The 24,813-nt window shown below is 35.4% G+C and carries 23 protein-coding genes and 2 pseudogenes; 10 read left to right on the top strand and 15 right to left on the bottom strand.

Annotation, left to right across the window (positions count from 1 at the left end):
• Positions 1-197: 197 nt before the first annotated feature.
• On the bottom strand, positions 198-881 hold the full coding sequence (locus LD272_RS17040) for a peptidylprolyl isomerase (RefSeq protein WP_226037803.1): 684 nt from the start codon (positions 879-881) through the stop codon (positions 198-200).
• A gap of 195 nt (positions 882-1,076) precedes the next feature.
• Here LD272_RS17040 and LD272_RS17035 point away from each other — a divergent pair, with 195 nt between their 5' ends.
• Positions 1,077-1,256 (top strand): YjzC family protein, encoded by a 180-nt coding sequence (locus LD272_RS17035; protein ID WP_226037802.1) that lies wholly within the window; start codon positions 1,077-1,079, stop codon positions 1,254-1,256.
• Positions 1,257-1,359: 103 nt separating this feature from the next.
• Here the strand turns inward: LD272_RS17035 and LD272_RS17030 are convergent, their stop codons facing one another.
• The 3 genes from LD272_RS17030 to LD272_RS17020 all read right to left on the bottom strand — a co-directional run bounded on the left by LD272_RS17030 (position 1,360) and on the right by LD272_RS17020 (position 3,273).
• On the bottom strand, positions 1,360-1,872 hold the full coding sequence (locus LD272_RS17030) for a GNAT family N-acetyltransferase (protein WP_226037801.1): 513 nt from the start codon (positions 1,870-1,872) through the stop codon (positions 1,360-1,362).
• Between the two features lie 28 nt (positions 1,873-1,900).
• A complete protein-coding gene (locus LD272_RS17025) occupies positions 1,901-2,920 on the bottom strand; it encodes a glutathione S-transferase family protein (RefSeq protein WP_226037800.1) in 1,020 nt (339 codons plus the stop codon).
• A gap of 149 nt (positions 2,921-3,069) precedes the next feature.
• A complete protein-coding gene (locus LD272_RS17020; protein WP_226037799.1) occupies positions 3,070-3,273 on the bottom strand; it encodes a hypothetical protein in 204 nt (67 codons plus the stop codon).
• A gap of 184 nt (positions 3,274-3,457) precedes the next feature.
• On the opposite strand from LD272_RS17020, the gene metA reads away from it, so the two are divergent.
• Positions 3,458-4,366 (top strand): homoserine O-acetyltransferase MetA, encoded by a 909-nt coding sequence (metA, locus tag LD272_RS17015; RefSeq protein ID WP_226037798.1) that lies wholly within the window; start codon positions 3,458-3,460, stop codon positions 4,364-4,366.
• 185 nt (positions 4,367-4,551) lie between these two features.
• Positions 4,552-4,827 (top strand): hypothetical protein, encoded by a 276-nt coding sequence (locus LD272_RS17010; RefSeq protein WP_226037797.1) that lies wholly within the window; start codon positions 4,552-4,554, stop codon positions 4,825-4,827.
• Positions 4,828-4,888: 61 nt separating this feature from the next.
• Here LD272_RS17010 and LD272_RS17005 read toward each other — a convergent pair whose 3' ends face one another.
• Entirely contained in the window at positions 4,889-5,557 is a 669-nt protein-coding gene (locus LD272_RS17005) for a DUF3889 domain-containing protein (protein WP_226037796.1), read from the bottom strand.
• Positions 5,558-5,953: 396 nt separating this feature from the next.
• Between LD272_RS17005 and LD272_RS17000 the strand changes: the two genes are divergently transcribed.
• Positions 5,954-6,823 carry a hypothetical protein gene (locus LD272_RS17000; RefSeq protein ID WP_226037795.1) on the top strand — a complete coding sequence of 290 codons (870 nt, stop codon included), beginning with the start codon at positions 5,954-5,956 and terminating at the stop codon, positions 6,821-6,823.
• 129 nt (positions 6,824-6,952) lie between these two features.
• Here the strand turns inward: LD272_RS17000 and LD272_RS16995 are convergent.
• Positions 6,953-8,095 (bottom strand): annotated as a pseudogene (locus tag LD272_RS16995) (M20/M25/M40 family metallo-hydrolase); the annotation flags it as partial.
• A 119-nt stretch (positions 8,096-8,214) separates the two neighbouring features.
• On the opposite strand from LD272_RS16995, the gene tnpB reads away from it, so the two are divergent.
• A complete protein-coding gene (gene tnpB / locus LD272_RS16990) occupies positions 8,215-9,387 on the top strand; it encodes an IS200/IS605 family element RNA-guided endonuclease TnpB (protein WP_226037794.1) in 1,173 nt (390 codons plus the stop codon).
• 28 nt (positions 9,388-9,415) lie between these two features.
• On the opposite strand, the gene LD272_RS16985 is transcribed toward tnpB, so the two are convergent.
• Entirely contained in the window at positions 9,416-9,781 is a 366-nt protein-coding gene (locus LD272_RS16985) for a zinc-binding metallopeptidase family protein (RefSeq protein ID WP_226037793.1), read from the bottom strand.
• 259 nt (positions 9,782-10,040) lie between these two features.
• Here LD272_RS16985 and LD272_RS16980 point away from each other — a divergent pair, with 259 nt between their 5' ends.
• Complete coding sequence (locus tag LD272_RS16980; RefSeq protein ID WP_226037792.1) at positions 10,041-10,472, top strand: DUF1801 domain-containing protein; 432 nt, start codon at positions 10,041-10,043, stop codon at positions 10,470-10,472.
• Between the two features lie 68 nt (positions 10,473-10,540).
• Here LD272_RS16980 and LD272_RS16975 read toward each other — a convergent pair whose 3' ends face one another.
• The 4 genes from LD272_RS16975 to LD272_RS16960 form a co-directional block, all read right to left on the bottom strand.
• Complete coding sequence (locus tag LD272_RS16975; protein WP_226037791.1) at positions 10,541-11,665, bottom strand: NAD(P)/FAD-dependent oxidoreductase; 1,125 nt, start codon at positions 11,663-11,665, stop codon at positions 10,541-10,543.
• 219 nt (positions 11,666-11,884) lie between these two features.
• Positions 11,885-12,601 (bottom strand): YebC/PmpR family DNA-binding transcriptional regulator, encoded by a 717-nt coding sequence (locus LD272_RS16970; protein ID WP_226037790.1) that lies wholly within the window; start codon positions 12,599-12,601, stop codon positions 11,885-11,887.
• Between the two features lie 244 nt (positions 12,602-12,845).
• Positions 12,846-13,763: an aldo/keto reductase gene (locus LD272_RS16965; protein WP_226037789.1), complete on the bottom strand. Its 918-nt coding sequence runs from the start codon at positions 13,761-13,763 to the stop codon at positions 12,846-12,848.
• Positions 13,764-13,933: 170 nt separating this feature from the next.
• Positions 13,934-14,143 carry a stage VI sporulation protein F gene (locus LD272_RS16960; RefSeq protein ID WP_226037788.1) on the bottom strand — a complete coding sequence of 70 codons (210 nt, stop codon included), beginning with the start codon at positions 14,141-14,143 and terminating at the stop codon, positions 13,934-13,936.
• Positions 14,144-14,310: 167 nt separating this feature from the next.
• Here LD272_RS16960 and LD272_RS16955 point away from each other — a divergent pair, with 167 nt between their 5' ends.
• The 3 genes from LD272_RS16955 to LD272_RS16945 all read left to right on the top strand — a co-directional run bounded on the left by LD272_RS16955 (position 14,311) and on the right by LD272_RS16945 (position 18,921).
• Positions 14,311-14,796 carry a hypothetical protein gene (locus LD272_RS16955; RefSeq protein ID WP_226037787.1) on the top strand — a complete coding sequence of 162 codons (486 nt, stop codon included), beginning with the start codon at positions 14,311-14,313 and terminating at the stop codon, positions 14,794-14,796.
• A 184-nt stretch (positions 14,797-14,980) separates the two neighbouring features.
• Entirely contained in the window at positions 14,981-17,230 is a 2,250-nt protein-coding gene (locus LD272_RS16950; protein WP_226037786.1) for a UvrD-helicase domain-containing protein, read from the top strand.
• A gap of 308 nt (positions 17,231-17,538) precedes the next feature.
• Positions 17,539-18,921: an NAD-dependent malic enzyme gene (locus LD272_RS16945; RefSeq protein WP_226037806.1), complete on the top strand. Its 1,383-nt coding sequence runs from the start codon at positions 17,539-17,541 to the stop codon at positions 18,919-18,921.
• A 98-nt stretch (positions 18,922-19,019) separates the two neighbouring features.
• On the opposite strand, the pseudogene LD272_RS16940 reads toward LD272_RS16945, so the two are convergent.
• Positions 19,020-19,259, bottom strand: a pseudogene (locus LD272_RS16940) (DUF4395 family protein); the annotation flags it as partial.
• 326 nt (positions 19,260-19,585) lie between these two features.
• Positions 19,586-21,271, bottom strand: coding sequence for an alpha-L-rhamnosidase-related protein (locus LD272_RS16935; RefSeq protein WP_226037785.1), 1,686 nt, complete (start codon positions 21,269-21,271; stop codon positions 19,586-19,588).
• A 101-nt stretch (positions 21,272-21,372) separates the two neighbouring features.
• On the opposite strand from LD272_RS16935, the gene LD272_RS16930 reads away from it, so the two are divergent.
• Positions 21,373-21,987 carry a YesL family protein gene (locus tag LD272_RS16930; protein ID WP_226037784.1) on the top strand — a complete coding sequence of 205 codons (615 nt, stop codon included), beginning with the start codon at positions 21,373-21,375 and terminating at the stop codon, positions 21,985-21,987.
• 1 nt (position 21,988) lies between these two features.
• Here the strand turns inward: LD272_RS16930 and LD272_RS16925 are convergent, their stop codons facing one another.
• Positions 21,989-22,855 (bottom strand): carbohydrate ABC transporter permease, encoded by an 867-nt coding sequence (locus LD272_RS16925; RefSeq protein WP_226037783.1) that lies wholly within the window; start codon positions 22,853-22,855, stop codon positions 21,989-21,991.
• Positions 22,856-22,868: 13 nt separating this feature from the next.
• Positions 22,869-24,779: an ABC transporter permease subunit gene (locus LD272_RS16920; RefSeq protein WP_226037782.1), complete on the bottom strand. Its 1,911-nt coding sequence runs from the start codon at positions 24,777-24,779 to the stop codon at positions 22,869-22,871.
• Positions 24,780-24,813: the final 34 nt, after the last annotated feature.

Below are 24,813 nucleotides of genomic sequence, written 5' to 3'. Positions count from 1 at the left end.
CTCTCCTTTTCCTTTTGTCTCGACAACTTTAGGATAACAAAAGAGAGGGGAATGAGTGTATTTTTTTGACTTCTTTTAAAGCCTTGATAGAACTGAGGACACCACCACATTTAGTATAGAGCCAAAAAAACAAGTAAATTAACACAAAAATAAGAGACTCACATTTGGAGTCTCTTATTTTTGTGTTAATCTTTTAGTTATTCAACCTCTGGGTCAGGGTAGTCAACTCCCTTTGTATCAACGACCACTGTTTTCATCCGTTGATCCTCCAGTGGTTTATCAGCAGAATCGCGTTCAGATTCGACAATCGTATCCACGGTTTCAATACCTTCTATAACTTGTCCAAAACCAGCATAATCACCATCAAGATGTGGCGACTCTGCTGTCATAATAAATAATTGTGAACCAGCAGAGTTTGGATCCTGGGAACGTGCCATCGAAAGCACGCCTCGATCATGTATTAAATCATTTGGGAAACCATTTGATTCAAACTCGCCTGCAATGGAATAATCTGGACCACCCATTCCTGTTCCATCAGGATCGCCACCTTGAATCATAAATCCCGGAATAACACGGTGAAAGATCACTCCATCATAGAAACCATCTTCTATTAATGATATAAAGTTAGCGACTGTATTGGGTGCAACTTCTGGATATAATTCAATCAATATTTCTTCTCCACTTTCCATTGTAAGCGTAACTACTGGATTTTCTTCGACGGTAGGATATTGTGTACTTTGATTTGTTTTCTCTCCAGTTTCACCTGATTGTACATCTTCTTCCGCTTGTTGATTCTGAGTATTACAACCGACTAACATTGCTGCTAAAATTAAGCCTGTAATAATATGTAGATAGTTTGATTTTGCTAGTATTTTTTTCATGATTTTCCTCCTGTTGTTGATTTTAACTGGATATATTATAGCATGAGAGTCCACTACCATACATTGTTTTACTAGCAATCAGAAAGTTGCACAACCCCTCGCAAACCAAGGATTTACTTTTTAAAACAATTTATGTCTTAGCTACATGATTATTTACTCTTCGGACATTATAAGTAGTAAAGAAGGAGGGGTATAATGGGACAGAATCATCAATTTAATCCAGGTCAAAAGGCACCAAATAATGGTATCTATGTTGAAATCGGTGAAACAGGGAGTACTGTATTAAACCCGAAATCAGTCCGTCTTGAGGCTGGGGCAGCATTTCCTGAAACATCCAATAAAGACCGGAAGTGGATGCCGAAACGAAAACCATAATTTGCTAATGCTTATTATATAATATGAGCACTGAATCCTTTAGTTATAAGTGCCAAGCAACTTCGGTTACTATCGTCGATAGAAGCTGCTTGGCACTTTTTCATTATTTGGCTTCTATGGAAAGTCGAAATGCTTTTACGATAATCCCATCATTTGCAGGCTCAAAGTCATCCTTTGGTAATCGTTCAAAACCTTTTCGTTGATATAATTTAATTGCACTTTCCATAAATGAGCCTGTATGTAACCCAATAAAATTGTATCCCATCTCTTTTGACCGTGTGATGCATTCATCAATTAAGGCTGATGCTACACCCTCTCCCCTGGCATCAGGTGCAACAGCGAGAACCCTTATTTCAGGATAGTCACTCTTATCAACATATCCTTCATAAGCATCGGTATTTGCTTGAAACAAAGCCACACTGCCCACTATTTCTCCATTTGACTCAGCAACGATTAATTCAACACCTGGCTGGATATCAGCATTAGAAGTTATTGCCTTCTTTAGTGCTTGCCAATGTTCTTTTGGAATAGCTTTTTCATGTTCACTATAAGCCCTTACTCTTTGCTCCCGAATGTATCGAAGTTCTTCTTTTCTTGCATTACGTATGTTGTTCATTATTATCAGACTCCTACTATATAAATCACTATTTCTCATTGGTTAAAAATTTTTCTTCACTATTACTTAACATATGACGATTATGCGGCAAATCCCAAACTGATAAATCAGGCCCTTTAGGTAATATTTTATCATTTTTTTCATTTGGATTAATCGTAATTGATAGATGATAGTGCAATTTAATTGCCTCAAAATCTGTCGTATCACCAAAACCTGGTGTTTGATATAAATCACGTACATATCCCCATAAGTTCGGGAATTCGCGAATAAGATTCCTATTTGTGTTAAAGGCATTATAATAGGCGATATCAAATCGTACTAAAGTCGTATAAAATCGAACATCAGCGTCCGTGATAAAGTCTCCAAATAAAAACCGCTTAGTAGATAGACGATTCTCTAGTTCATCTAATCGGTTAAATAATTGATCAAATGCAAGTTCATAGGCTGCTTGTGATGCAGCAAATCCACACTTATAGACCCCGTTATTGACATCGTGGAAAATAACATCATTTATAGCATCAATCTCCTCACGTAAATCTTCAGGATAGAGGTTTGGGGCACTTTGACTATGAAGTTTGGACCACGATGTTTCAAAATAATTTGTAAGTGTGAAGTAATCATTGTTAACTGCTTTTTGTTCCTTGATGTCAACCATGACCGGTACTGTGGGTCGACCATTATAATCAGGATCTGTTTTTGTATATATCTCAGTCAAATACCTTATTCCAAGGACAGGATCTTCTCCTTTATTATCTAATGAAAATTGCCAATCCACATGTCCAATTTTTGGTCGGATAGGACTGACTGTCCCCAGACTGATTGCTTCCTCTAGACCGAGTAGTTTTCGAACAATTACCGAACGATGGGCCCAGGGACAAGCGGCTGACCACAAAAGTCGATATCGCCCTGCTTCAACTGGTAGTTGTCCGGGTTCATCTCCAAAAGGCGTTGAGAACCTATTTTTTTGGCGCTTAAATGAGCCATCTGATTCAATTTCCTCTGGTTTATTTGAATCTTTACTTTTATTTATTTGATTATTTTTCACCATTTACCAGACCTTCTTTCTACTTAAATGGTTAAACCTATTAATTCTTATTTTTGTGGTAGCTATCTTAAAATCCTTTGACCAGACAAAATACATTATAAGGGGATGATTAACTATTAATAACTGCTCTGCTAATTTTTAAATTCAAACGTTTAAAATGTTGGTTGATAAGTGAGAAGGTAATAAGTTCCATATGAAAGAGCGAGAATGGTGGCGATGACAAGTGCAATCATTAGATTTCTAAAGCTTCTTCTACTAAAGCTACCCATTAGCTCCGAATAAGGTGCAACTATTGCTGCAATCAACAATAGTAGAATCATGACCATCAAACCAAGACCAAGCAAAATATATAACATTTTAATCCCAGCCTTTCTCGACTATAGACTATATTTTAACATAATAATCAATTTAAATTTTAATTATTCAGAATAATCTTCCTAAAAGGTCTACTAATGTTCCACACTTTTAAACATTACTGTTGCCTGTTGTGTTGACCATCGTTATAATAATCGTATCAATCTTATAATGGGGGTAATGCACTTGCCAATCAACATACCGTACAAATTACCGGCACGTGAAATTTTAGAGAATGAAAATATCTTTTTAATGGATGATAATCGAGCTGCTACCCAAGATATCCGTCCTTTAAATATATTGATTTTAAATCTAATGCCTGAAAAGGAAAGAACCGAAACCCAGTTACTAAGATTACTGAGCAATTCTCCATTACAGGTTCATGTCCAGTTTTTACATACAGAGTCTTATGAATCAAAAAACGTAAGCAAGTCTCATCTGAAGCAGTTTTACAAAACATTCCCTCAAGTTAAGAACAACCGCTACGATGGTATGATTATAACCGGAGCACCAATTGAACATTTACCATTTAATGAAGTAAGCTATTGGCAGGAGCTGACCGAAATTATGGAATGGTCAAAAGACCATGTCACTTCTGTTTTACATATATGCTGGGGTGCTCAAGCTGCCTTACATTATCATTATGGAATCGGGAAATATCAGTTACCAGAAAAACTTACAGGAGTTTTTAATCATCTTCTTACAAATACTACCGTTAAATTAGTGCGTGGATTAGATGACCAATTTCTTGCACCACATTCGAGATTTACGGAAGTGAATGAAAAAGAAATTCTTGCGTGTGAGGATTTAATTCTACTGTCTTCTTCCCAACAAGCTGGGCCATTTATCATGATATCAAAAGATGAGAGACACGTAATGATCACCGGGCATTTTGAATACGAAGCTGAAACACTTGCACAGGAGTATTATCGTGATACAGCAAAAGGACTAAAGCGCGACATCCCAACGGATTACTTCCCTGACAATGATCCAAACCAAAAACCAGCAAACCGTTGGCGATCACAAGCCTATATGCTATTTTCTAATTGGCTTAATTACTACGTTTACCAAGAGACACCGTATAAATGGAGATAACAAAGGACGGAGCTAATTGATAAGAAAAATGGGTGTTTCGTCAGAAGGTTTAAGATCCTAAAGAACAACGCTTATTAATAGAGGACATGATTCGATAATTAACTAAATAATAACCTGCATTAAATTTAGTTAATAAGGAACGATAACAAGGTATTAAAAATCAAGCTTTATTAGGAGGATTTTTTATGCCACAAAACCAACAACCGCAACAAGCTGCTCAGCAAGCACAACAAGCAATTCAACAAGCTGAACAAGCAGTCCAGCAAGCGACACAACAAGCTAATCCACAAGCAATTCAGCAGGCACAGCAGCAATTACAACAAGCTGAGCAACAGCTATCACAAGCTCAAGGTACAAGTCAGCCACAACAACAGCAACAATTCCAGCAAGTACAACAACAACTACAACAAGCGAATCAGCAATTGCAACAAGCAATTCAACAACAAAACCAACAACAGTAATTGCATACTCTTAGCCAAGCCCCCTTTGATTTTTTGGTCAAAGGGGGCTATTTTTAATAACTTACACTTCCTCTATATCAAATGAAATTATTCGATCTGTAATCGGATTATAAATCACATTGCCTCTCACCTTGATTGTTTCCTGTGGTGATTGTAAGGTGTATTGATAAGTTTCTTTCGTTTGGTCTGGAGATACTTCTGTTTTAGCAACGGAACTATATTCAACGACATGGTAACTTGGATAAGCCGTTTGAGTGACTTCTAAAAGATATTTCCCCCATTTTTCTTCCTCCAACTCAGGCGATGAGTCAATCTCAATATTGATTAGCCCAACATCTGGATTGGCACCTAAAGCAACAAAAGCTTTTTGATGTAAATTTATTCTATTCGGCGGAAACCCTGGTACAGTATCAACAATCGTTACTATAAGCTCTCTCCCGGTAGATAGACTCCTTATTTTTAACGTTTGTCCACATTGATAAGGTGTGTCTTCACCAACTGCAGCAGTCATGTACTGATTTTCAGACCAAGGAATACCACATTTTGTCGTTTGTCCTCCTTCCGTCCAAGTAGCTTGCCCTCTAATCACTTGCTGGCGATAACCATAATAAGAATAGCCCAAATAATTTCGATGGTGTTCATTATGTTGTTGCTTTGAACAAGGATAAACCTGGTGTGGAATGTACATTTGTTGATTTGAATTTGGTGAATAAAAATGATGATAGTACATTTGTTTACCTCCATTGATCAACTTCATAATACCTATTTACCGCCATCAAGGTACAATATATAGTTGGACATGAACCTTTTCCAATTATATATTGTCAGGGTATGGCTTAATATTGTAATTATGAAATTGACTCCCATTTTAATACAAAATCATACAAGATAACATATGTCACTTACAGGGAGACTTGTGACTAAATCCCAGCCAATTTTTTTTAATAATTCATGCAGACAAGGCTTTGTTCTGTCTTGTTTATAACAGGGGAAAACATCGACTAATTAAAGTATCTTTCTCCATAAATAATGTAAACGTGTTATGATAGATTTGTTGATTTGTAAATTAAATTAATCCTTAGTATTTCTACTACATGATAGATTGCTAGCAAAAGGAAGTGATTGTATGGACATTAAAAAAGCTTATACTATTATGGGTATATCAGAAGATGCATCACTAAATGAATTAGAAGATAGGTTCCTAATCTTAATTAAGAGGGAAAAGACTGCTAGAGAGAATAGTAGTGTGCAAGCATCAGAAAATAAAATTGATCTTGACCAATTAAATGAAGCGTATAGTACATTAAAAAATCATCTTCACGGGATAGAATTTCCCTCCGAGAATAAGTCTTCAAGTAGCCCATTCAAGGAAAAATTAGACCATATTTTTTATTACTATAAATTCCACATGATAGGTGGAATCATTCTTATTCTATTAGCTAGTTCCGTGATTTCTACTATCATTGATAGGCAGATAGAGAAAGCACAGATTGAAGAACAAGGACCTCCAGCTTTACATGTGATGTTTTATGGAGAGTTTGATAGCGAAACCGAAACCTCTCTTCAAAGTAATTTTGCTAATTTATTTCCAGACTGGAATCATATTAAACTTGAATATATTCATTCTTCAAAGGAGCCAAGGTCACAGCAAGATTACGGAACAGTCGTGAAGAACCAAGTAGTTATGGCAACATCAAAACCAGACATCATAATTTTCGATCAATACCATTACGACGGAATGGTAACCCTTGGATCGTTTGTTCGCTTGGACGAGCTCTCTACCGATATAGAAGAGAAGATAGATGAGAGTAAGTTGAACTTCAATCAAGTTGAAGAAGATGACCGCGGCTATTTATATGGAGTGGATATAACAGATAGCGTGGTATTTGACGATTTAGGTATGGATGGAGAAAAAGTAGCTATTATCCGTAAGGGCTCTGAGAAAATGGATACTGCGCTTGAATTTATTAAGACAACTGCAACACAGCATAATTAAATGGTGAATGACCATTCTAAAACCAGCGCCCTCAATTGGAACGCTGGTTTTTTTGACTATAGTTTATTCTCCTTTAGATCTGCTACCTTAATAGAAATAGTAATTTAAAACCCAAATAAAATCAGTTGGCTACTTGTGCTTATCAGCTTGTTTGATTATTTCTACATAAAATTTAATAGCGTTGATAAAATTATCGACGCTTAGATGCTCGTTTGTTCCATGCATCCGATTTAAATCATCTGACGTTATTAGCACCGGTAGAAAACGGTACGTATTTTTGGATACTAGATTATAATGTTTAGCATCGGACCCAGCAAACATTAGATATGGAGCTATTACTGATTGTTGATAAACATTTTTTCCTGCTTGTTGAATTGCTTTAAATTGCCATCCATCAGAGGATGATACTGGAGACGCTTCATTTCCTGAAATATCTACCATAATTTCATCATCATCTATCGTCTTTTCTATGAAAGCTTGAACATCATGTAAAGATTCTCCTGGCATCACTCGTAAGTTTATAAACGCAGTTGCCTTCTCGGGCAACGCGTTATACTGTTCTCCTGCTTGAAAAATAGTTGGGGCTATTGTTGTTCGAATTAATGCCGCTGAAGCCGGTTGCTTTAATAAGATACGCTCAATTACTGGTTCAAAAATAACTTTATTAGCGAAGATATACTTCATTCCGAAGTCCATTTCAGGTGCTACAAATTCAAATAATTCCTCACCTGGCCCTCTAAGATCTGCTTTAAACTGCCTATTTTCCAGTTTAGCAATTCCACTTGAAATCCTTCCAATATTTGTGGTATCTTTCGGTTGAGATGAATGACCTCCACTGCCTTCTATCGTTAATTCGGCGGTCGCGGAACCTTTTTCTGAGACACCGACAACACCAACAGGACTATCTACACCAGGGACCATGTTCTTAACAATTGCGCCACCTTCATCTAGAACGAAATCAAAAGTAACATCTCTTTGCTTTAGTATTTCTCCAATGGCTTTAGCGCCTTCTTCACCACCGATTTCTTCATCGAAACCAAACATAAAATAGACATCACGTTCTGGTTTATATTCTTCTTCAAGCAAATGTTCTACTGCCTCCATAATACCAATGACACCAACTTTATCATCAAGCGTACCTCTTCCCCATATATTTCTATCCACGACGTTGCCACTATAAGGCGGCTGATCCCAGTTGGATTCTGTTCCTTCTAGAACAGGAACTACGTCATAATGAGCAGTTAAACCAATCGGATTTTTCGAAGCATCGACACCGTTCCATTTATCTAAAACAGGCGAGACGCCACCTCAAATGTTTGGGAAATAAACCAAACTAGTGTTCGAAATTACCTTTTTGTTTGGTATAATGGATAAAAGGGAGGTGAAACTCAATGGTAGTGAAAAGAGCCTATAAATTCAGAATCTATCCAAGACCCAAACAAGTCATACTTATCAATAAAACAACTGGTTGTTCACGTTTCGTGCATAACTATTTTGTTGGTAAGCAAAAAGAGAAAGATTCTTATTGGCATGTCGTGAATGAAATGGTGCAGAACGGTCAATTAACGGAAAATAAATGGAAAGGGGAGTTCTTCAACAAGAATAAATCCATTAAAGCGGTTCGTGAATTGAAGAAAAACTATTCCTTTTTGAAAGAAGTCGATAGTATTGCCCTTCAAAAATCAGTTGAAATCGTAAATGATTCTTACTCTAGATATTACAAAAAACAAAACAAAGAACCACGTTTTAAATCAAAAAAGAATCCTGTTCAATCTTACACAACGAAATGTGTAAATGGCAATATTGCTGTCTTGGATAAACATATTAAATTACCAAAACTAGGATTTGTTCGTTTTGCAAAAAGTCGAGAAGTCGAAGGTCGAATCATGAACGCAACAATCAGACGTAACCCCTCGGGTAAATACTTCATTTCCATTTTAGCTGAAACAGAAGTTGAATCATTTGAAAAGACAGGTTCATCCGTTGGAATTGATGTTGGGTTGAAGGAATTTGCTACTCTTTCAGATGGAATGGTATATAGAAATCCGAAATTCTTCCGCACGTTAGAAGAAAAGTTAACAAAAGACCAACGTATTCTTTCAAGGCGACAATTTGGTTCTTCTAATTGGAAAAAACAAAAAACAAAAGTCGCCCGACTTCACGAAAATATTGCCAACGCAAGAAAAGACATGTTAGATAAAATCTCTACCGAGATTGTCAAAAACCACGACATCATCGGAATCGAAGATTTGTCTGTCAAAAACATGTTGAAGAATCACAATCTAGCAAAAGCCATTAGTGAAGTATCGTGGTCGCAATTTCGAACAATGTTGGAATACAAAGCAAACTGGTACGGAAAACAAATCGTGCCTGTAGCTAAAAACTTTCCAAGTAGTCAACTTTGTTCCAATTGTGGTCATAGACACAAAGACGTTAAAAATCTTGCCTTACGTGAATGGTCATGCCCAATGTGTAAGAGTCATCACGAAAGGGATATTAACGCAAGTATCAATCTTCGTAATGAAGCATTACGATTAACCGCAGGAACTGCGGGGATAGCCTAATCCATAACTAACAGATAGGTTGGTGTTCTTAGGAATCCCCCACTTCAAGCAACCCGTAAGGGTGGTAAGTGGCGGGTAGTTCAAACATAAGTGCATAATCATTAACCACTTCTAGGTCCAATCTTTCGTGAACAAGTGGATAACTTGTTTCTAAGAATTCGATAAATTTCTCAAACTCACTGAAATCAAACTTACTTCGATCCTGATAGGATACTGTTTGATAAGTAATTGATTCGACAAATCGTTCAACTGCTTTCTCCTCATTAATTTCGACTTTAGTAGTAATAGCATCAGGCTGCTTAGATTCGACAGCAAAGAAGTTGAAACCGGTTACAATTAAAAAGATGATCAGGATACTTCCAACCACAAACAAAGTCAATTTAGTTTTTTTCATAGCTTATCATCCCCCTACCCTTGCTATTATATATTCCATTTTTTATAAAAATATCCTTTAAAAATAGTTAAATATCACTTAGTAATGAACGTACCTCTGGTAGTACTAATTTAGACATTTTTGCAGGATTCATCATTAAAGTGCAGAAATATAACTATGCGAGGGTTTATAATAACAAAAATATATGTTTTAAATCACGACTCTTTTCGTATGTGATATAAAAGAAAATATATATATAATATGGAGGAGAAATTCTGTTATGTATAAATTAAAAACAAAAGAAAATGACAGCAGTGTAATTGAGTTTATTGAAGAAGTTGAAAGTCCTAAAAAACGCGAAGACGCATACAAGTTATTAGATATCTTTACTGAAACGACAGGCTATAAGGCGAAGATGTGGGGACCAAGTATCATTGGATTCGGTGCGTATCATTATAAATATGACTCTGGTCATGAGGGTGATGCACCACTAGTTGGCTTCTCTCCCAGAAAAGCCAAAATCAGTTTATACTTCGCAACAGGAGACACAGAGCGTCAACAATTATTAAATTCTTTTGGTAAACATACGTCAGGCAAAGCCTGCGTCTATATCAATAAAGTCGCTGACATTGAAGTTGATATTTTGAAGGCATTGGTTAACCAATCGGTTAAATTTTTAAGAGAAACTTATCCAAATCAGAATAATCATTAATACAGCACTTATAAGTAATTTGTTATGTACACTAATGTAAAGGGAAATTAGCTTTTCCCTCTACATTATTAACCAAAAGCACCAGCTACATCATAATTACTCAATTCTAGCTCAGTTGGATAACCAAGTGCTAGCTTGGCTAGCTCAGCACCCAAATAGGGTCCACTTGTTAAGCCAGAAGCACCAAGTCCGTTGGCTACTAGTAAGCCCTCATAATGAGGAACTCGTCCTATAACCGGTAGATGTCCGGGTGTAAATGGCCGGAATCCTACTTTCGTTTCTATATATGTACTGACAGCCAATCCTGGAGCAACTCTTAACGCTTTATCAATAATCTCATGAACTGCCCCCATCGTTACTCGCGAATCCAATCCTACATTTTCCTCATGAGTAGCACCAATAACAATTTTCCCATTTTCAAACGTTAGCAGGTACTGATTGAATGGTGGCATAACAACTGGCCAATCATTAGTATCGGTATCGGGCATTTCAAGATGAACGATTTGAGCTTTTTGAGAAGTAACTAGAAAATTCATACCAAGTGGTCCTAATAGTTGTTTAGACCAAACCCCACCAGTAACAATTACTTCATCTGCATAAAGTGTCTCATCATTTACTTTAACACCTGTAACGTTGGTTCCCTCAAAGCTAAGCGATGCATCACCAACTACAAAAGTTGCTCCATTCTTTTTGGCACTTTGAATAAGAGCATCACGCAAAGCTCCACCATTAACACGAGCACCACCACTTACATGTACCGCCCCGTACTCATCTGATAGCGGTGGAAACATTGCTTTTGTCTCCGCCTGAGATAGTCTCGTAATCTCACCCATCTCTGGAGTGGATTCTCGACGCTTTAATGCAAATTCCATTTTTTTGTCTAGCTTCTCTTCTGTATCAAAAATATTAATTGCTCCAACTCTGGCATAACCAGTTTCCATGTCTCCACTTGCCTCTAGATCCTTAATTAATGTTGGATAGTATTTTGCTCCACTTGTAACTAATTGGTACCAAGCTTTGTTACGACGATTGGTTAACCAAGGACAGACAATCCCTGCTGCGGCATCTGTCGCTTGACCAATGTCACTTCGATCAACTATTATTACAGCTGCTCCTTGCTTTGCCAAATGATACGCTGTTGAAGCACCAAGTATTCCAGCACCAATTACAATATATGTTTTCATAGTTAACACCTTTTTTATTCCGTCATGTATCTAGCCATACTACAAGATTTAGCAGTCTGTATCAATTTAAAATGATTTTATTTAAAATCTCTTGTTGCTTCAACCACTTTTTACCACTAGTTATTATGGGCCTGCTCGCTCTATTGTTTTAGTAGCAGTTCTCCCGCTAGAACAAGATAAAAAAGCAGATCATCTCTCACAAAAGAAGATCTGCTTTTTTATCTCTATCTATACTAAGTCCACATTATGATACACTTGTTGAACATCTTCTAAGTCTTCTAATGCTTCAACCAGTTTTTCAAATTGTTCTTGCGCTTCCTCTTGTAATGGTATGTCATTTTGTGCAAGCATTGTTAATTCTGCAACAGTAAATTCAGTTATACCTTCACGTTGAAATGCTTCTTGGACAGCATGGAATTGATCTGGTTCAGCATAAACAATAACTGTCCCTTCTTCTTCCACGATATCTCGAACATCTACATCAGCTTCCATTAATATTTCAAGCGCTTCGTCTTCTGTTTTACCTTCAAATCCAATAACCGCTGTTGCGTCAAACATATAGGCTACCGATCCACTTACACCCATGTTACCGTCATTTTTATTAAATGCTGAACGGACATCTGCAACAGTACGATTAACGTTATTTGTTAATGTATCTACGATTAGCATTGATCCATTCGGCCCGAATCCTTCGTAACGATGATCATCGTAGTTTTCTTCTGAACCGCCTTTCGCTTTTTCAATTGCGCGATCAATGATTGTTTTTGGCACGTTATAAGTTTTAGCACGTTCAAGTACAAATTTTAACGCCTGATTTAGTTCCGGATCTGGATCCCCTTGCTTTGCAACTACATATATTTCGCGTCCGAACTTGGCATAGATTCGACTCGTATTTTTATCTTTAGATGCTTTCTTTTCTTTAATATTATTCCATTTACGTCCCATACTGTTTCCCTCTCTCTTTTAAGTTCTTAACTCCATCTATTAAAAACTCATTAAATAATTGGTTTTACGTCCACTTTATTATACATTATTTTGATTGTTTGTAACGAATTTGGTAAAGAAAACTTAAGCGATATCATAGATCCAAAGCCTATTTTTTTGAGGATAACAACTTTATTTTCACTATTCAATCAAAACAAGAGCGTATCCAAATAATTAGATACGCTCATAGAAATTCTTATCTAGTTTATGGCAGTTGATTTCCTGCCGCACGATAGAGCTCGTACCACTCTTGTCTAGTTAATTCAATATTAGAAGCTTTTGCAATGTCTGATAGACGTTGTGGATTCATCGTTCCAACAACTGGTTGGATTTTTGCAGGGTGTCTTAATATCCATGCTATTGCGATGGCAGAATCAGTTACACCTTTTTCCTCCGCTAGTTCTTTTAGTTTAGCATTAACTTCTGGAAATTTTTCATTACCGACGAATACACCTTTAAACATGCCATATTGAAACGGCGACCAGGCTTGAATCGTCATATCATTCAACCGGCTATATTCAAGAATACTGCTATCACGCACAATGGCAGGATCATGCTGCATATTTACATTTAAGCCTGCATCAATCATTGGTGTAAACATAAGGCTCAGTTGAAGTTGATTAACAATCAAATCTTGCTTTAGGTATTTTTTCAATAATTCAACCTGCATCGGATTTTGGTTACTCACACCAAAATGTCGTACTTTCCCAGTTTCTTTCAGCTTAGTGAAAGCTTCAGCTATTTCCTCTGGTTCCATTAACGTGTCGGGGCGATGAAGCAATAAGGTATCTACATAATCAGTTTTAAGTCGTTTCAAGCTACCATCAACTGAATCTAAAATATGTTCTTTTGAAAAATCAAATGATCCATTATTAATACCACACTTAGTCTGAATAAACATCTTTTCACGAACAGATGAATTCATGTCAATGGCATCAGCAAAAATTTCTTCTGACTTGCCGCCACCGTAAATATCAGCATGGTCAAAAAAGTTCACTCCTAGATCGATAGCATTTTCAATTACATGCTTTGCATCTTTCTTTGAAAGCTTATCCATTCGCATACATCCAAGTGAAATTTCTCCCACTTCTAAATCACTGGTACCTAATCTAATTTTATTCATATGTACACCTCTTTTTGTTTTGATAACACTATTTTAACACTTTATTCCAATACGTTCATGAAACATACCTTCATCAGCTATAGTTTTATTGCTTAAGGCTAATTCTGATAACTAGACAAGAGATTATTTTATATTAGACCAAAACAGACCAAAATCAAACTTTGGTCTGTTTATCGTCCACGACTCATTATTCTCTTAACAATCATGTTTTCCATCTCTCGTGAAATAGGCATTCCAGTTTGTCGTGTTGCTCGTTTAATAAATTTTTTAGCGCTGTATTCATCCTTAAAATCAGTGTTTTGAAAAAGATTTGCCAGGTCTGAGATATTACTTGGCGGGATCCCTATTTTCCATCCGAATTTTCTAAAACTAGGATGCACTAAAATCCCCTCCTCCCTAAACTATTCTATGAATGTTTTCTTAAATGGGTATAGATAACTATCACGGTAATAAAGAACCCTTTTAAATGACTTATAAATATCAAATGACGGATAAAAATGGAATAATGTGAAAACATAACATGAATAATCAAAAGGAGATGATTTATATGAAAAAGATTGTACTGTTGTTATTGCCATTACTGGTTGTGAGTATTACTTTAACAGGATTCAGTCTGTCTGATGTTCAAGGTTCTGATAAGAATACAAATCAAGAGACAACAAATAACAACCTAACATCTATTCAGACTGAAAATGATGAGGAGGAAGGGGACGAAGAAGAAGCTGAGGTTGATTTAGTAGCAGGGACAAACGCTGTCTTGAAGCTTATCGATCAACTGAAGGGAAAAGTTAAACCCTCTATCAAGGATACGAAGGATATAAACATGCTCGGAAAAGAATTAGAGGAAAAATGGGATACTATTGAAGATACGGTCGAAAAAAAATATCCAGACGATTACGCTAAAATCGAAAAAAGCCTTTATCCACTAATTGCGATTGCAAAAAAGGATAAGCTAGATATGGACAAGCTAAAACAATACATGAAAGAGACAGACGACAAGCTAGCAAAGTTCAAAGCAAAATTATCGTCATAACTTAAGCTAAGCAGTGGAGCAAACAGCTCTACTGCTTTTGTTATGACTGTTCGATTGCCTTTTTCTGAATTCCAATCTCTCCTCGAGACAATTTATCTCCACACTGCTACTTGCCTTCCATCTACTCAACCATTAAACTATATGTTTACGATTAATATAGATACTAAAAGTCGCAGGTGATAAAATGACCAATCAACTTGAATTTTCAACTACCCCTTTTCGATCCCAACAGATTAAAAAAGTAAATGATGCACCACTTGCTGATAATCAGACAAGTGTAGAGCTCGTTAATGATAATGAGAAGGATTCCTTTTTCTTCCGGTCACTAGAAGAGAAAGGAATTAAATTAAATAAACCACAAATAGAAGCTGTTCGACACGTCGATGGACCAGCCTTAGTTCTAGCCGGTGCAGGCAGTGGCAAAACACGAGTACTTACTTCTAGAACTGGCTATTTAATTTCTATAAAAGAAATAAATCCAAAAACAATTATGCTTGTAACTTTTACTAAAAAGGCTTCCGAAGAAATGAAGGCGAGAATTAGCAACTTACCTGGACTAACGAAATCTGCGGCAGGACAGATCACCATTGGTACCTTTCACTCAATCTTTTTTCGGTTATTAAAAAGCAAAGGATATAACCAGCAAGTTCTTAGTAGTGAAAAGCGCAAGCAGCTAGTGATTAAGCTAATTTTAAAAGAAAAGAATCTCCATGACAGCTATGAACCGGAAACATTGCTTGCTATTCTTTCTTCCCTTAAAAATAACATGCAAGGTGTGGCCGACTTGCCTTCTAAAACATCTGTAGAAAAAGAGATTAGAGATGTATTACAGAAGTACGAGTATTGGAAAAAAGAGAATAACTTTATCGATTTTGATGATATGTTACTAGAAACCTATCATCTATTAAACAATGATCAACAGCTGTTACAAGCAATGCAGAAGCGTTTTAACTACATTCTTTGTGACGAATGGCAGGATACCAACCAAGTCCAATTTGAATTGATTAAATTAATTGCTAAGCCGACTAATAATTTGTTTGTTGTTGGTGATGATGACCAAACAATTTACACGTTCAATGGTGCTGATAGTTCAATAATACTAAACTATGAAAAATTATTTCCTAATACTAAAGTTATTACGCTCAATATTAACTATCGTTCAACAGCTAGTATTATTGGTCTTGCCAATCAAGTAATTTATTTTAATGAAAAGAGAAACAAGAAAACGTTAAGTGCAACGAAAATTCATGAAAAACCACCCTATTACTTCAGACCAAACACAACTGATGATGAAGCTGTCACTATCATTGATAAAATTACTAGTGATGTGCAAAACAGTATTCATAACTATAGAGATTTTGCTATTTTGCACCGAACAAATAGTAGCTCGCGAGCTATTTTTGATGAATTAGTTATTAAAGGCATTCCTTTTATTTCATTTACAAAAGGGGAAACCTTTTATGAACAAGCGCTCGTTAAACCTGTTATTGATTATTTACGAATATCATTACAGCCAAGTAATTTGGATGCTATTTACAACATATTACCTTCGTTATTTTTAAATAAGGAAAAGGCATTCTATCATATTGAAGCAGAACAAGTAATAAATCCCAATCAACAGCCTTTGAAACACTTAGAATCTTTACGGGGATTAAAGGAATTTCAAAAGAAACAGATTCAAGATCGAATTAAACTAATTAATCATTTAAAAGATTTAAAAGCTGTACAAGCAGTTAAAAAGATTCGTGCCTTTTATGATAACTATCTAGAAGCAAATGAACGAAAAAATGTCACCTTACACAAGGAAATGATCCTAGAAACGCTATCCGAAATAGAAGCATCTGCCAGTAAATTTGATTCTGTCTCGGAGTTTGTAACTTTTATTGATGACGTTATCGAAAAAAACAAAGAAATGGAAACAATCAGAAGAACGCCGCATGCAAATGCTATCTCATTAATGACAATACATCGCTCAAAAGGACTTGAATATCCGGTAGTCTTTTTAACAGGAGCTTCTGAAGGAATCCTTCCTCATAGTTCTGCACTAGAAGCAACCGATAGAAAAGATTTAATTTCTACTTTAAAAGGCGGTAAAAAAGTCGAAGCTGCAATTGAAGAGGAACGCAGATTAGCATATGTAGCCATTACGAGAGCACAACAAGAACTATATATAAGTTCACCTGCTTACTATCGTGGGGAGAAGATCGATATTTCCCGTTTTATTTCAGATCCATTTACACCTATAAATGAACGGAATAAAAGAGTAAATCATTCCAACTCAAACAAAAAAACAACCCCTGTATTAGTATGGGATTGTACATCTGACACGTGTAATGGGTGGATGCGGATACCAACAAACGAAGACAAAGAGCAACATAAGCGTGAGTGTCCAATGTGTAAAGGTGTGATGGAGCGTGCTATTAAAAACGTATAAAGTAAATAAAGATTGGGATAATTAACTACCAGCACTTGCTATTTTAAAGAAGAACCCGAGTAAAATAACCGGTTATTTCAACTATGTAATTCGGTTATTTTACTTATACTAGAAATTCCAACAAATGAAGGCAAAATTAGTTCTTTCTTCGATTAATATATGTTAGGATATTAATTAACTTCTTAAGATTACCATTGACTCAAACTTACTAATATTTTTTTGACTTTTTAGGAAACCGCTTACAAATAAGCAATTCAACTTTCTTTAATAATTAGTAAAAAGGGGATGTTCTTTTGGCTCGTTCAAACATGCATGCAATCTTGCGACTAGAAATTAATAAAAAATTAATAACATTCGGGGAAATTGCCACATGTATCAGTAACTCTAGTGGAGATATGGTTGCAATTGATGTTATTAAAGAAGGACAAGAAACAACTGTCAGAGATATTACAATTAGAGTAGGAAATGAAGCAGAACAAGAGCAAATCGTTAGGTCAATCAACTCGTTAAAGGGTGTAAGTGTTAAACATGTTTCTGATCGAACTTTTTTAGTTCATTTAGGTGGGAAGATTGAAATAAAATCAAAGCTGTCGATTGATAACCGGGAACAGTTATCACAGGTATATACACCGGAGGTTGCTAGAGTTAGTAAAGCAATCGATAATAACCCTTTGCTTGCCTACAATCTAACCATTAAAAATAATGCCGTAGCAGTCATTTCAGATGGAACAGCAGTGTTAGGACTAGGAAAAATCAAACCAGAAGCTGCCATGCCTGTAATGGAAGGTAAAGCGATGCTATTTAAACAATTTGCAAATATTAATGCTTACCCTCTCTGTTTAAACACAACCGATACCGAAGAGATTATTCAAGTCATTAAAGCTCTTAGTCCTACGTTCGGCGGGATTAATTTGGAAGATATTGCATCACCTCAATGTTTCGAAATTGAGGAGAGATTAAAAGAAGAATTGGATATTCCTGTCTTTCATGATGATCAACATGGCACTGCGATTGTAGTACTAGCAGGTATCCTTAATGCACTTAAAATTACTAAAAAAAATATTGAAGACTGTAAAATTGTCGTCTGCGGAATTGGAGCAGCAGGAACTGCTATTACAAAAATGCTACTTAACGCAGGGGCTAAAAATGTTGTTGGTGTCGACAGGGATGGTGCTATTTCAAAAAGTGTAACCTATGAAAATAAAGTATGGAATTGGTATGCTGAAAATACAAACCCGAACAATGAACAAGGACCCCTATCTTCCGTTATAGAGGGTGCAGATATTTTCATCGGTGTCTCTGCTGCTGGAATTTTAAAGGTCGAAGATGTTAAGAAAATGGCGAATGAGCCGATAGTTTTTGCACTAGCTAATCCCAATCCCGAGATTTCACCTGAGGATGCCTCACCATTTGTTAAGGTTATGGCAACTGGGAGATCAGATTATCCAAACCAAGTGAACAATGTCTTATGTTTTCCAGGAATCTTTAGAGGTGTGCTAGATTGTAGGGCCTCTAGCATTAATGAGGAAATGAAACTTGCTGCCGCTAAAGCAATTGCTTCTACAATCGGAGACGATGAGCTTAACGAGGATTATATTATCCCAGGTGTCTTTAACGACCAAGTCGTTCCAAAAATAAAAGAAGCAGTCATTCAAGCAGCACATGAAACTGGCGTTGCCAAAAAAATATAAATCGTTGTCCTAATAAAGAGCAGCTCTTCTGGCAGAAACCAGAGATCTGCTCTTTATTGTGTGAAATTCTGTTATTAAAAAAGATAATTAATTTAAATTTAAGATTGTAATTTCGCTCTATTATGTTTCCACATCATATAACGATAACGAATTGTACAGCCAATACAATAGCCCATTAACGCCACTCCAGCAGCAATCGCAACCATCACACTAAATAGATATCCTACTAGAATAAAATTAAAATAGAAGGCAGTAATTGCTAAGCCCAAACAAACAGTAGCAATCCACTGATTAAACATTTGTTGTTCCTTATCTTCTTGAATATATTGGTTTGCGGGCTAAAGGAATTCTATCAACTAAATAACGTCAGTTTAACGAACAGGAACACATGCAAAAATTTCACTTCAATCAAAATTTGATTCAAATAGGTATTTAAGCGTTAAAACTGTCATAACATACGGGTGCTTCCGAAAAAATTGGGTAAAGTTGTCAAGCAAAGCCAATAGCTCCCCTTTATTTTTTAAATGTCTAATAGGGTGCCCCATTCGACTTCGGAAGGTACTTCTTTTATATGTTTCTGAAACTCGCTAAGCCGCAAAAGTTTAGAGTTATTAAATTGGTTCCTCACCCCGTTTTTAGTAAGACTTCTAGCTTGTATAGAAAATCATTTTGAGCGAATCACCTGTATTTCTTCCGGCGCATCCACCTCTGTCCGGATTCCGCCATCTTGTTCTTTAATGTGTTTAACTTTGACAACTCCACTAGGTGTCGGAAAGGTCCCTTCCACCCATTTTAGATCACCAATTTGTGGTCTAATCTCGATTTTTCTACATCCTGGCTCAAGAATCCGAATTCCTAGTACAACTTCTGACAACCACGCTGTTGGACCAGAAGCCCAACCATGGCACAAACTATGACGATATCCTTTATAGCAATAGTCACCATATGATCCATGAACATCGATTTTTCCATTTTCCGGAAATTCATCAATTCTAATAGCATTTTTTGCCCATTCAATATCAAAGTGCTCCCAAAATGTAGTAGCTCCAAGGTCTAGCATAGCCCCCCAGTATTTTCTTATAATATCTAATGTTCCATCAATATCATTAGCCTTCGTTTTGGCAAGTAATACATAATATCCTAAAAAGGTTGATAAACCATTTAGATCATTAGATAATAAATTTTGATTTAAAATATAAGGGTCTACTAAATCTGCCAAAACAGTTAATGCTCCAGCCTGTTTACTACCGTTCGAATCTGGTAAGAAAGATGTCAACCTTTGAATTACTTCATCATATCTTTGTGCCTGTTGGGTATCAGTTAATATTTCTACTAATTCCTGCCCTCTTTGGAAGGTCATTAATAAAAGACTATGTACACCAGCTCTAACAGCTTCCTCATTTGATGAAGTGGGCCAATCAATAAAAGGATGAGGTAAGTTATTAGTTCCATTGTCATTTACGTATGTAGAAAGTAAATCAAGCAATTCAATTAGATAGCTTTTTTGCTGCTGAAGATAGTTAAAATTTCCTGTATAAAAATACCAATCATATTGAATAATCACCCACCACATTGAATAACTCGGATAATTATTCATAAATTTTGGCAGCGGAGTATTATCCCGAATTAGGTCTAGACTTTTCGGAACCGATGGATGATAACCAAAAACTGATTTAATAGTAGAAATCTCTGGATGCATATCCCCAATCCACACTAGCCGATCACGTTTGATTCCATCCCAAATATACTCTTGCATATTTAAATGAACTGTATAAGCTCCGGTCTTCCAAATTTCATTTAAACGATCATCATTTGATTCAAAACTTCCAAGATAATCTAAATCTTGATAAACCAACTTAGCTTTTAAAGTACTGATTGCAAGCTCAGTATTTTCTCCTAATAAATCGATTCGAACAAATCGAAATCCCGTTTGACCAACATCTAACTTGTTGAGAGCAGATATAGGGGTCACCATATCTCGAATAGAATGATCATTGGTTGCATTTGATCCATCTTCCATATCATCCATAGCCTCCATAGCTGATTCTCCAAATCTCACTCTAACTAATACCGATGGAGAATGCCCACAACTAATCGCAGTAATTTGAATACCACCTTGTATTTCAATACCAAAATCTAAAAGCAAAGCTGCTTGTACATTATTTTTATTTTTCAGTACCATACATTGATTTTCTTCTAGAGTAGGTTGCATAATTTTATCTTTAAATAATATTTCCGAGTGATTTACATAACCTGTTTGCCATATTATTTTTTTAGGCATTAAAACCAATTTACTTCTAGTGTCTTTTTCTTCTGAAATATTTGTATGTTTTAAAATAGTCTCTTTCATATTAATCACCTTCCGTTAAGTATACTTACTTCTACTTTCAACTTTATTTATACTTATCAATACTTTATAATGCATATATAAAGCTACAAAGGAGTTATTACATGAAAAACATCAGCTTAACAATCTATCAAATCAGCAATTTTCTTTTTAAATTTATAACTTTGAATCTGTTAATACTTTTATTTAGTTTAGTAGGATTAATTGTAATTGGTTTTTTTCCTTCTTTAGCTTCTGCACACGCAATTATAAGGAATTGGATAATATATAAGAAAGAACCTCCAATATTCAAAGAATTTTTCAAGTACTTTAAGATGTATCTGTTAAAAAGTAATTTACTGGGGTATTTTATGATACTTTTAATTGCCTTCTTTTACCTTGATTTTTACTTTTTTCAAACATTTGAGAGTTCTTTTTTAAACCTTGTATCTTTCTTATATCTTCCGCTATTATTTTTAGCCATTTTAACTACTTTTTACGTATTTCCTTTGCTAGTAAACTATAATTTAAAGATGAGTTCAGTAATAAAGAATTCATTTTTACTCGCAATTGGGAACCCTTTTACCTCTATTCTCATCCTAATTATTATAGCGGGAATATGGATAGTAATATATTTTGTGCCTATGTTATTTATCTTTGCTGGATTTAGCAGCACTATTTATACAGTCATGTATTTTTCACATAATGTGTTTGGAAGACTTGATAATAAAAATAATTAATCTACATCTTAATGGCACCCTGAGTCATACCTTGTATATAGTACTTCATTCCAAACACGAATGTTAATAAGAGCGGAATAGCAGATAGAGTATATCCTGCATACTCAATCCCTGTTCCATTGGATCCAAATTGGTTGGCAAATACTGTTAAACCAACTGAAATTACTTGGAAAGCACTGTCTCGAATTACTAACAAAGGCCAAACATAATCATTATAGATTCCGATGGATTGCATAACTACAACCGTTGCTAAAATTGGCGTTGACAGAGGAACAACAATTTTAAAAAAGACCGTCATCTCGGAAGCTCCATCTATTCTTGCTGATTCAAACAAACTTGTGGGCAAACTATTCATAAAACTTCGACAAAGAAAGATGCCAAAAATCTGACCTCCTGCTGTATGTTGAATAATTATCGCCCAAGGTGTGTTCGTTAAACCTAGTTGATCATGCAATACATAAGAAGGTATTAAAGTAAGTAGACCAGGAACCATCATCATGGCAAGAAATAACATAAAAATAATTTCCTTACCTGGAAACTGTTTTTTCGCAAAAACATAACCACCTACTGAAGCTAGAATAATAATACTAAAACAGGCTGCAAATGTATATATGACAGTATTCAACACATAACGCCATATTCCAACAAATGCTAATTGATAATTTTTAAACACAAAAGGTTCTGGTAACGCCCAAAAACTCCCATAAATTTGGGCATTACTTTTGAATGAAATAAATATCATAAAAATAATTGGAACTAGAGTTAAAAACGCAATCAAACCTATAATCACATACAGTATTAATTGTGAAAAACCCTTTTTAAATCTCTTTTTTTTTGTTTTAACAAATTGTTCACTTACTACTTCCATTTTTAATTCACTCCTAATCTTCTTGAGATTTTACGAATTTTAAATTAATCACTGTAATGACAAATATCATAAAAAATAACATTACTCCGATAGCAGAAGCATAACCCATTTCAGAGAATTTGGTTGCGGCGTAATACATTTGTAATGCCGGAACATAGGTGGATGTCCCTGGGCCACCACCGGTAATAATTAACATTGCATTAAAATCCTGAATTAACATAATAATAGTCATTACGATAAGCAATTTAAATTGACCCTTTAAGAGTGGAAGGTGAATCGACCTAATAATTCTAAATTTGCTTGCACCATCGATCATTGCAGCGTCTTTTAATTCACTTGAAATAGATATTAATCCTGCATAATAAACAAGTAAATGAAGAATACTAATGAATGGGAATCCGATAAATATAATTGCCCATAAAGCAGTATCTGGATTTGCTAACCATGCTTGTGCATAATTACCAAGTCCAATTATAGCTAAAAATTCATTTAATAATCCACTTTCTCCACTGTAGATGTTTTGCCATATTAAAATATTGGCTACTGCTGGTAGAACCATCGAAGACACAAACACAGTTCTAAACCAATAGGTTGCAGCATTGTTTCTTAGCCAAAACAGCAATTCAGCGACAAGCAGAGGCGGGAGCATGAATTTGATAATACCTGTCACCATCAGTATTAACAAATTCTTCAATCCTTCAATTACATATTGATCTTGAAACATGCGTTTATAGTTTTCTAAGCCTATAAAATGCGATTGACTTCCTGGGTTCCATTCATAAAAGGAATAAACTAATCCCGTAATGGCAGGGTAATATAGAAATACCCCTATTAATACAACACTTGGTAACAAAACCAGATAAATATAACGTGCTCGCCAAATATCACGTAACAGTTTTTTCTTATATCGAACTAATAACCAACCAATAGCAAATAACATTCCGATAGCCAAAATCAGCACTACCACTTTCCAAATGGTTTCCACGAGCTCTTCTCTTTCAGCATCTTTAATTATATTTGCTACATTTAAAACTTGAACTTTTCCATTTTCCATTCCAGTAAATAATGATTCCCCTGAAAATGCAACAGATCTTGCAATGGATTCACCTTGCATACTCCATAATAGATTACCTTGTTTATCTATTATATAAAAATTTCCTTCTAAATCTGAGGCTGCAATATAATTACTATCTGTTGATAGATCGATATTCGTAATTTTCCATTTAGCTGAATAATTAAATAAAGTATTTCCTCTTTCGTCAAAACCCACGACCTTGCTATTTTCTGTACCTACTACCACACGACCTTCATCGTCAACTTTAATGTCATTTATAACTCCAGTCACAGGAATTTCACGTTGAAGTTCACTGGAGGAATTGTACACTCTTATAACTTGATCAGCACCAGCCGTTACTATCCACTTACCGTTTTTACTAACACTAAGATCTTCAATATAGAAACCAGTATTAATAGTATCTATTTCTTCTCCATTTTGATTGATTAAAATAACTTCATTACTACTGGCCAAATACGTCGCTATAATATCCCCCGAAATAGAGGAAGAAACACTTTTGGGAGAAATAGGAAAAGATTTTATAAACTGCTCGTTCCCTCTACTATCGTAAGAGTATAAATTGCGATCATCAGAGGCAATTATGATTGAATTGTCTTTTAAAATAGTTAAATCATTTATAACATTTTTCGATTCAAATCTATAAATAAGCTGATTATTATTGTCATAAACAAACACAGTTGAATCATATGTCCCCACTGCATATCGGCTATTATCTGGACTTACATCCATTGCTGTAATACTGCTTGTATTCTCTACTGTATAAGTGCTATTAATATTAGCCGATACACTGAAAGGTAATAAAAAAAACAATAAAGCTAAGCAGTATCCCCAAGTAAATGAATGCTTCAATTGCATCACGCCTTTCTTTTTATAAGGAGATCTT

The sequence above is a fragment of the Aquibacillus saliphilus genome, assembly GCF_020404745.1.
GTDB classification, from domain to species: Bacteria; Bacillota; Bacilli; order Bacillales; family Amphibacillaceae; genus Aquibacillus; species Aquibacillus saliphilus.
The sequence above is the reverse complement of the archived record's forward strand: the minus strand, read 5'-3'. Positions and strand labels throughout refer to the sequence as shown.

Bases quoted from the DNA above. Each gene is read 5' to 3' on its own strand.
- LD272_RS16950 (WP_226037786.1), top strand. From the start codon at position 14,981: ATGACCAATCAACTTGAATTTTCAACTACCCCTTTTCGATCCCAACAG.
- tnpB (WP_226037794.1), top strand. From the start codon at position 8,215: ATGGTAGTGAAAAGAGCCTATAAATTCAGAATCTATCCAAGACCCAAA.
- LD272_RS16965 (WP_226037789.1), bottom strand. From the start codon at position 13,763: ATGAATAAAATTAGATTAGGTACCAGTGATTTAGAAGTGGGAGAAATT.
- LD272_RS17030 (WP_226037801.1), bottom strand. From the start codon at position 1,872: ATGAACAACATACGTAATGCAAGAAAAGAAGAACTTCGATACATTCGG.
- LD272_RS17035 (WP_226037802.1), top strand. From the start codon at position 1,077: ATGGGACAGAATCATCAATTTAATCCAGGTCAAAAGGCACCAAATAAT.
- LD272_RS16945 (WP_226037806.1), top strand. From the start codon at position 17,539: ATGCATGCAATCTTGCGACTAGAAATTAATAAAAAATTAATAACATTC.
- LD272_RS16980 (WP_226037792.1), top strand. From the start codon at position 10,041: ATGTATAAATTAAAAACAAAAGAAAATGACAGCAGTGTAATTGAGTTT.
- LD272_RS17010 (WP_226037797.1), top strand. From the start codon at position 4,552: ATGCCACAAAACCAACAACCGCAACAAGCTGCTCAGCAAGCACAACAA.
- LD272_RS16970 (WP_226037790.1), bottom strand. From the start codon at position 12,601: ATGGGACGTAAATGGAATAATATTAAAGAAAAGAAAGCATCTAAAGAT.
- LD272_RS16925 (WP_226037783.1), bottom strand. From the start codon at position 22,855: ATGGAAGTAGTAAGTGAACAATTTGTTAAAACAAAAAAAAAGAGATTT.
- LD272_RS17025 (WP_226037800.1), bottom strand. From the start codon at position 2,920: ATGGTGAAAAATAATCAAATAAATAAAAGTAAAGATTCAAATAAACCA.
- LD272_RS16930 (WP_226037784.1), top strand. From the start codon at position 21,373: ATGAAAAACATCAGCTTAACAATCTATCAAATCAGCAATTTTCTTTTT.
- LD272_RS16935 (WP_226037785.1), bottom strand. From the start codon at position 21,271: ATGAAAGAGACTATTTTAAAACATACAAATATTTCAGAAGAAAAAGAC.
- LD272_RS17040 (WP_226037803.1), bottom strand. From the start codon at position 881: ATGAAAAAAATACTAGCAAAATCAAACTATCTACATATTATTACAGGC.
- LD272_RS16955 (WP_226037787.1), top strand. From the start codon at position 14,311: ATGAAAAAGATTGTACTGTTGTTATTGCCATTACTGGTTGTGAGTATT.
- LD272_RS17005 (WP_226037796.1), bottom strand. From the start codon at position 5,557: ATGTACTATCATCATTTTTATTCACCAAATTCAAATCAACAAATGTAC.
- LD272_RS17000 (WP_226037795.1), top strand. From the start codon at position 5,954: ATGGACATTAAAAAAGCTTATACTATTATGGGTATATCAGAAGATGCA.
- LD272_RS16985 (WP_226037793.1), bottom strand. From the start codon at position 9,781: ATGAAAAAAACTAAATTGACTTTGTTTGTGGTTGGAAGTATCCTGATC.
- LD272_RS17020 (WP_226037799.1), bottom strand. From the start codon at position 3,273: ATGTTATATATTTTGCTTGGTCTTGGTTTGATGGTCATGATTCTACTA.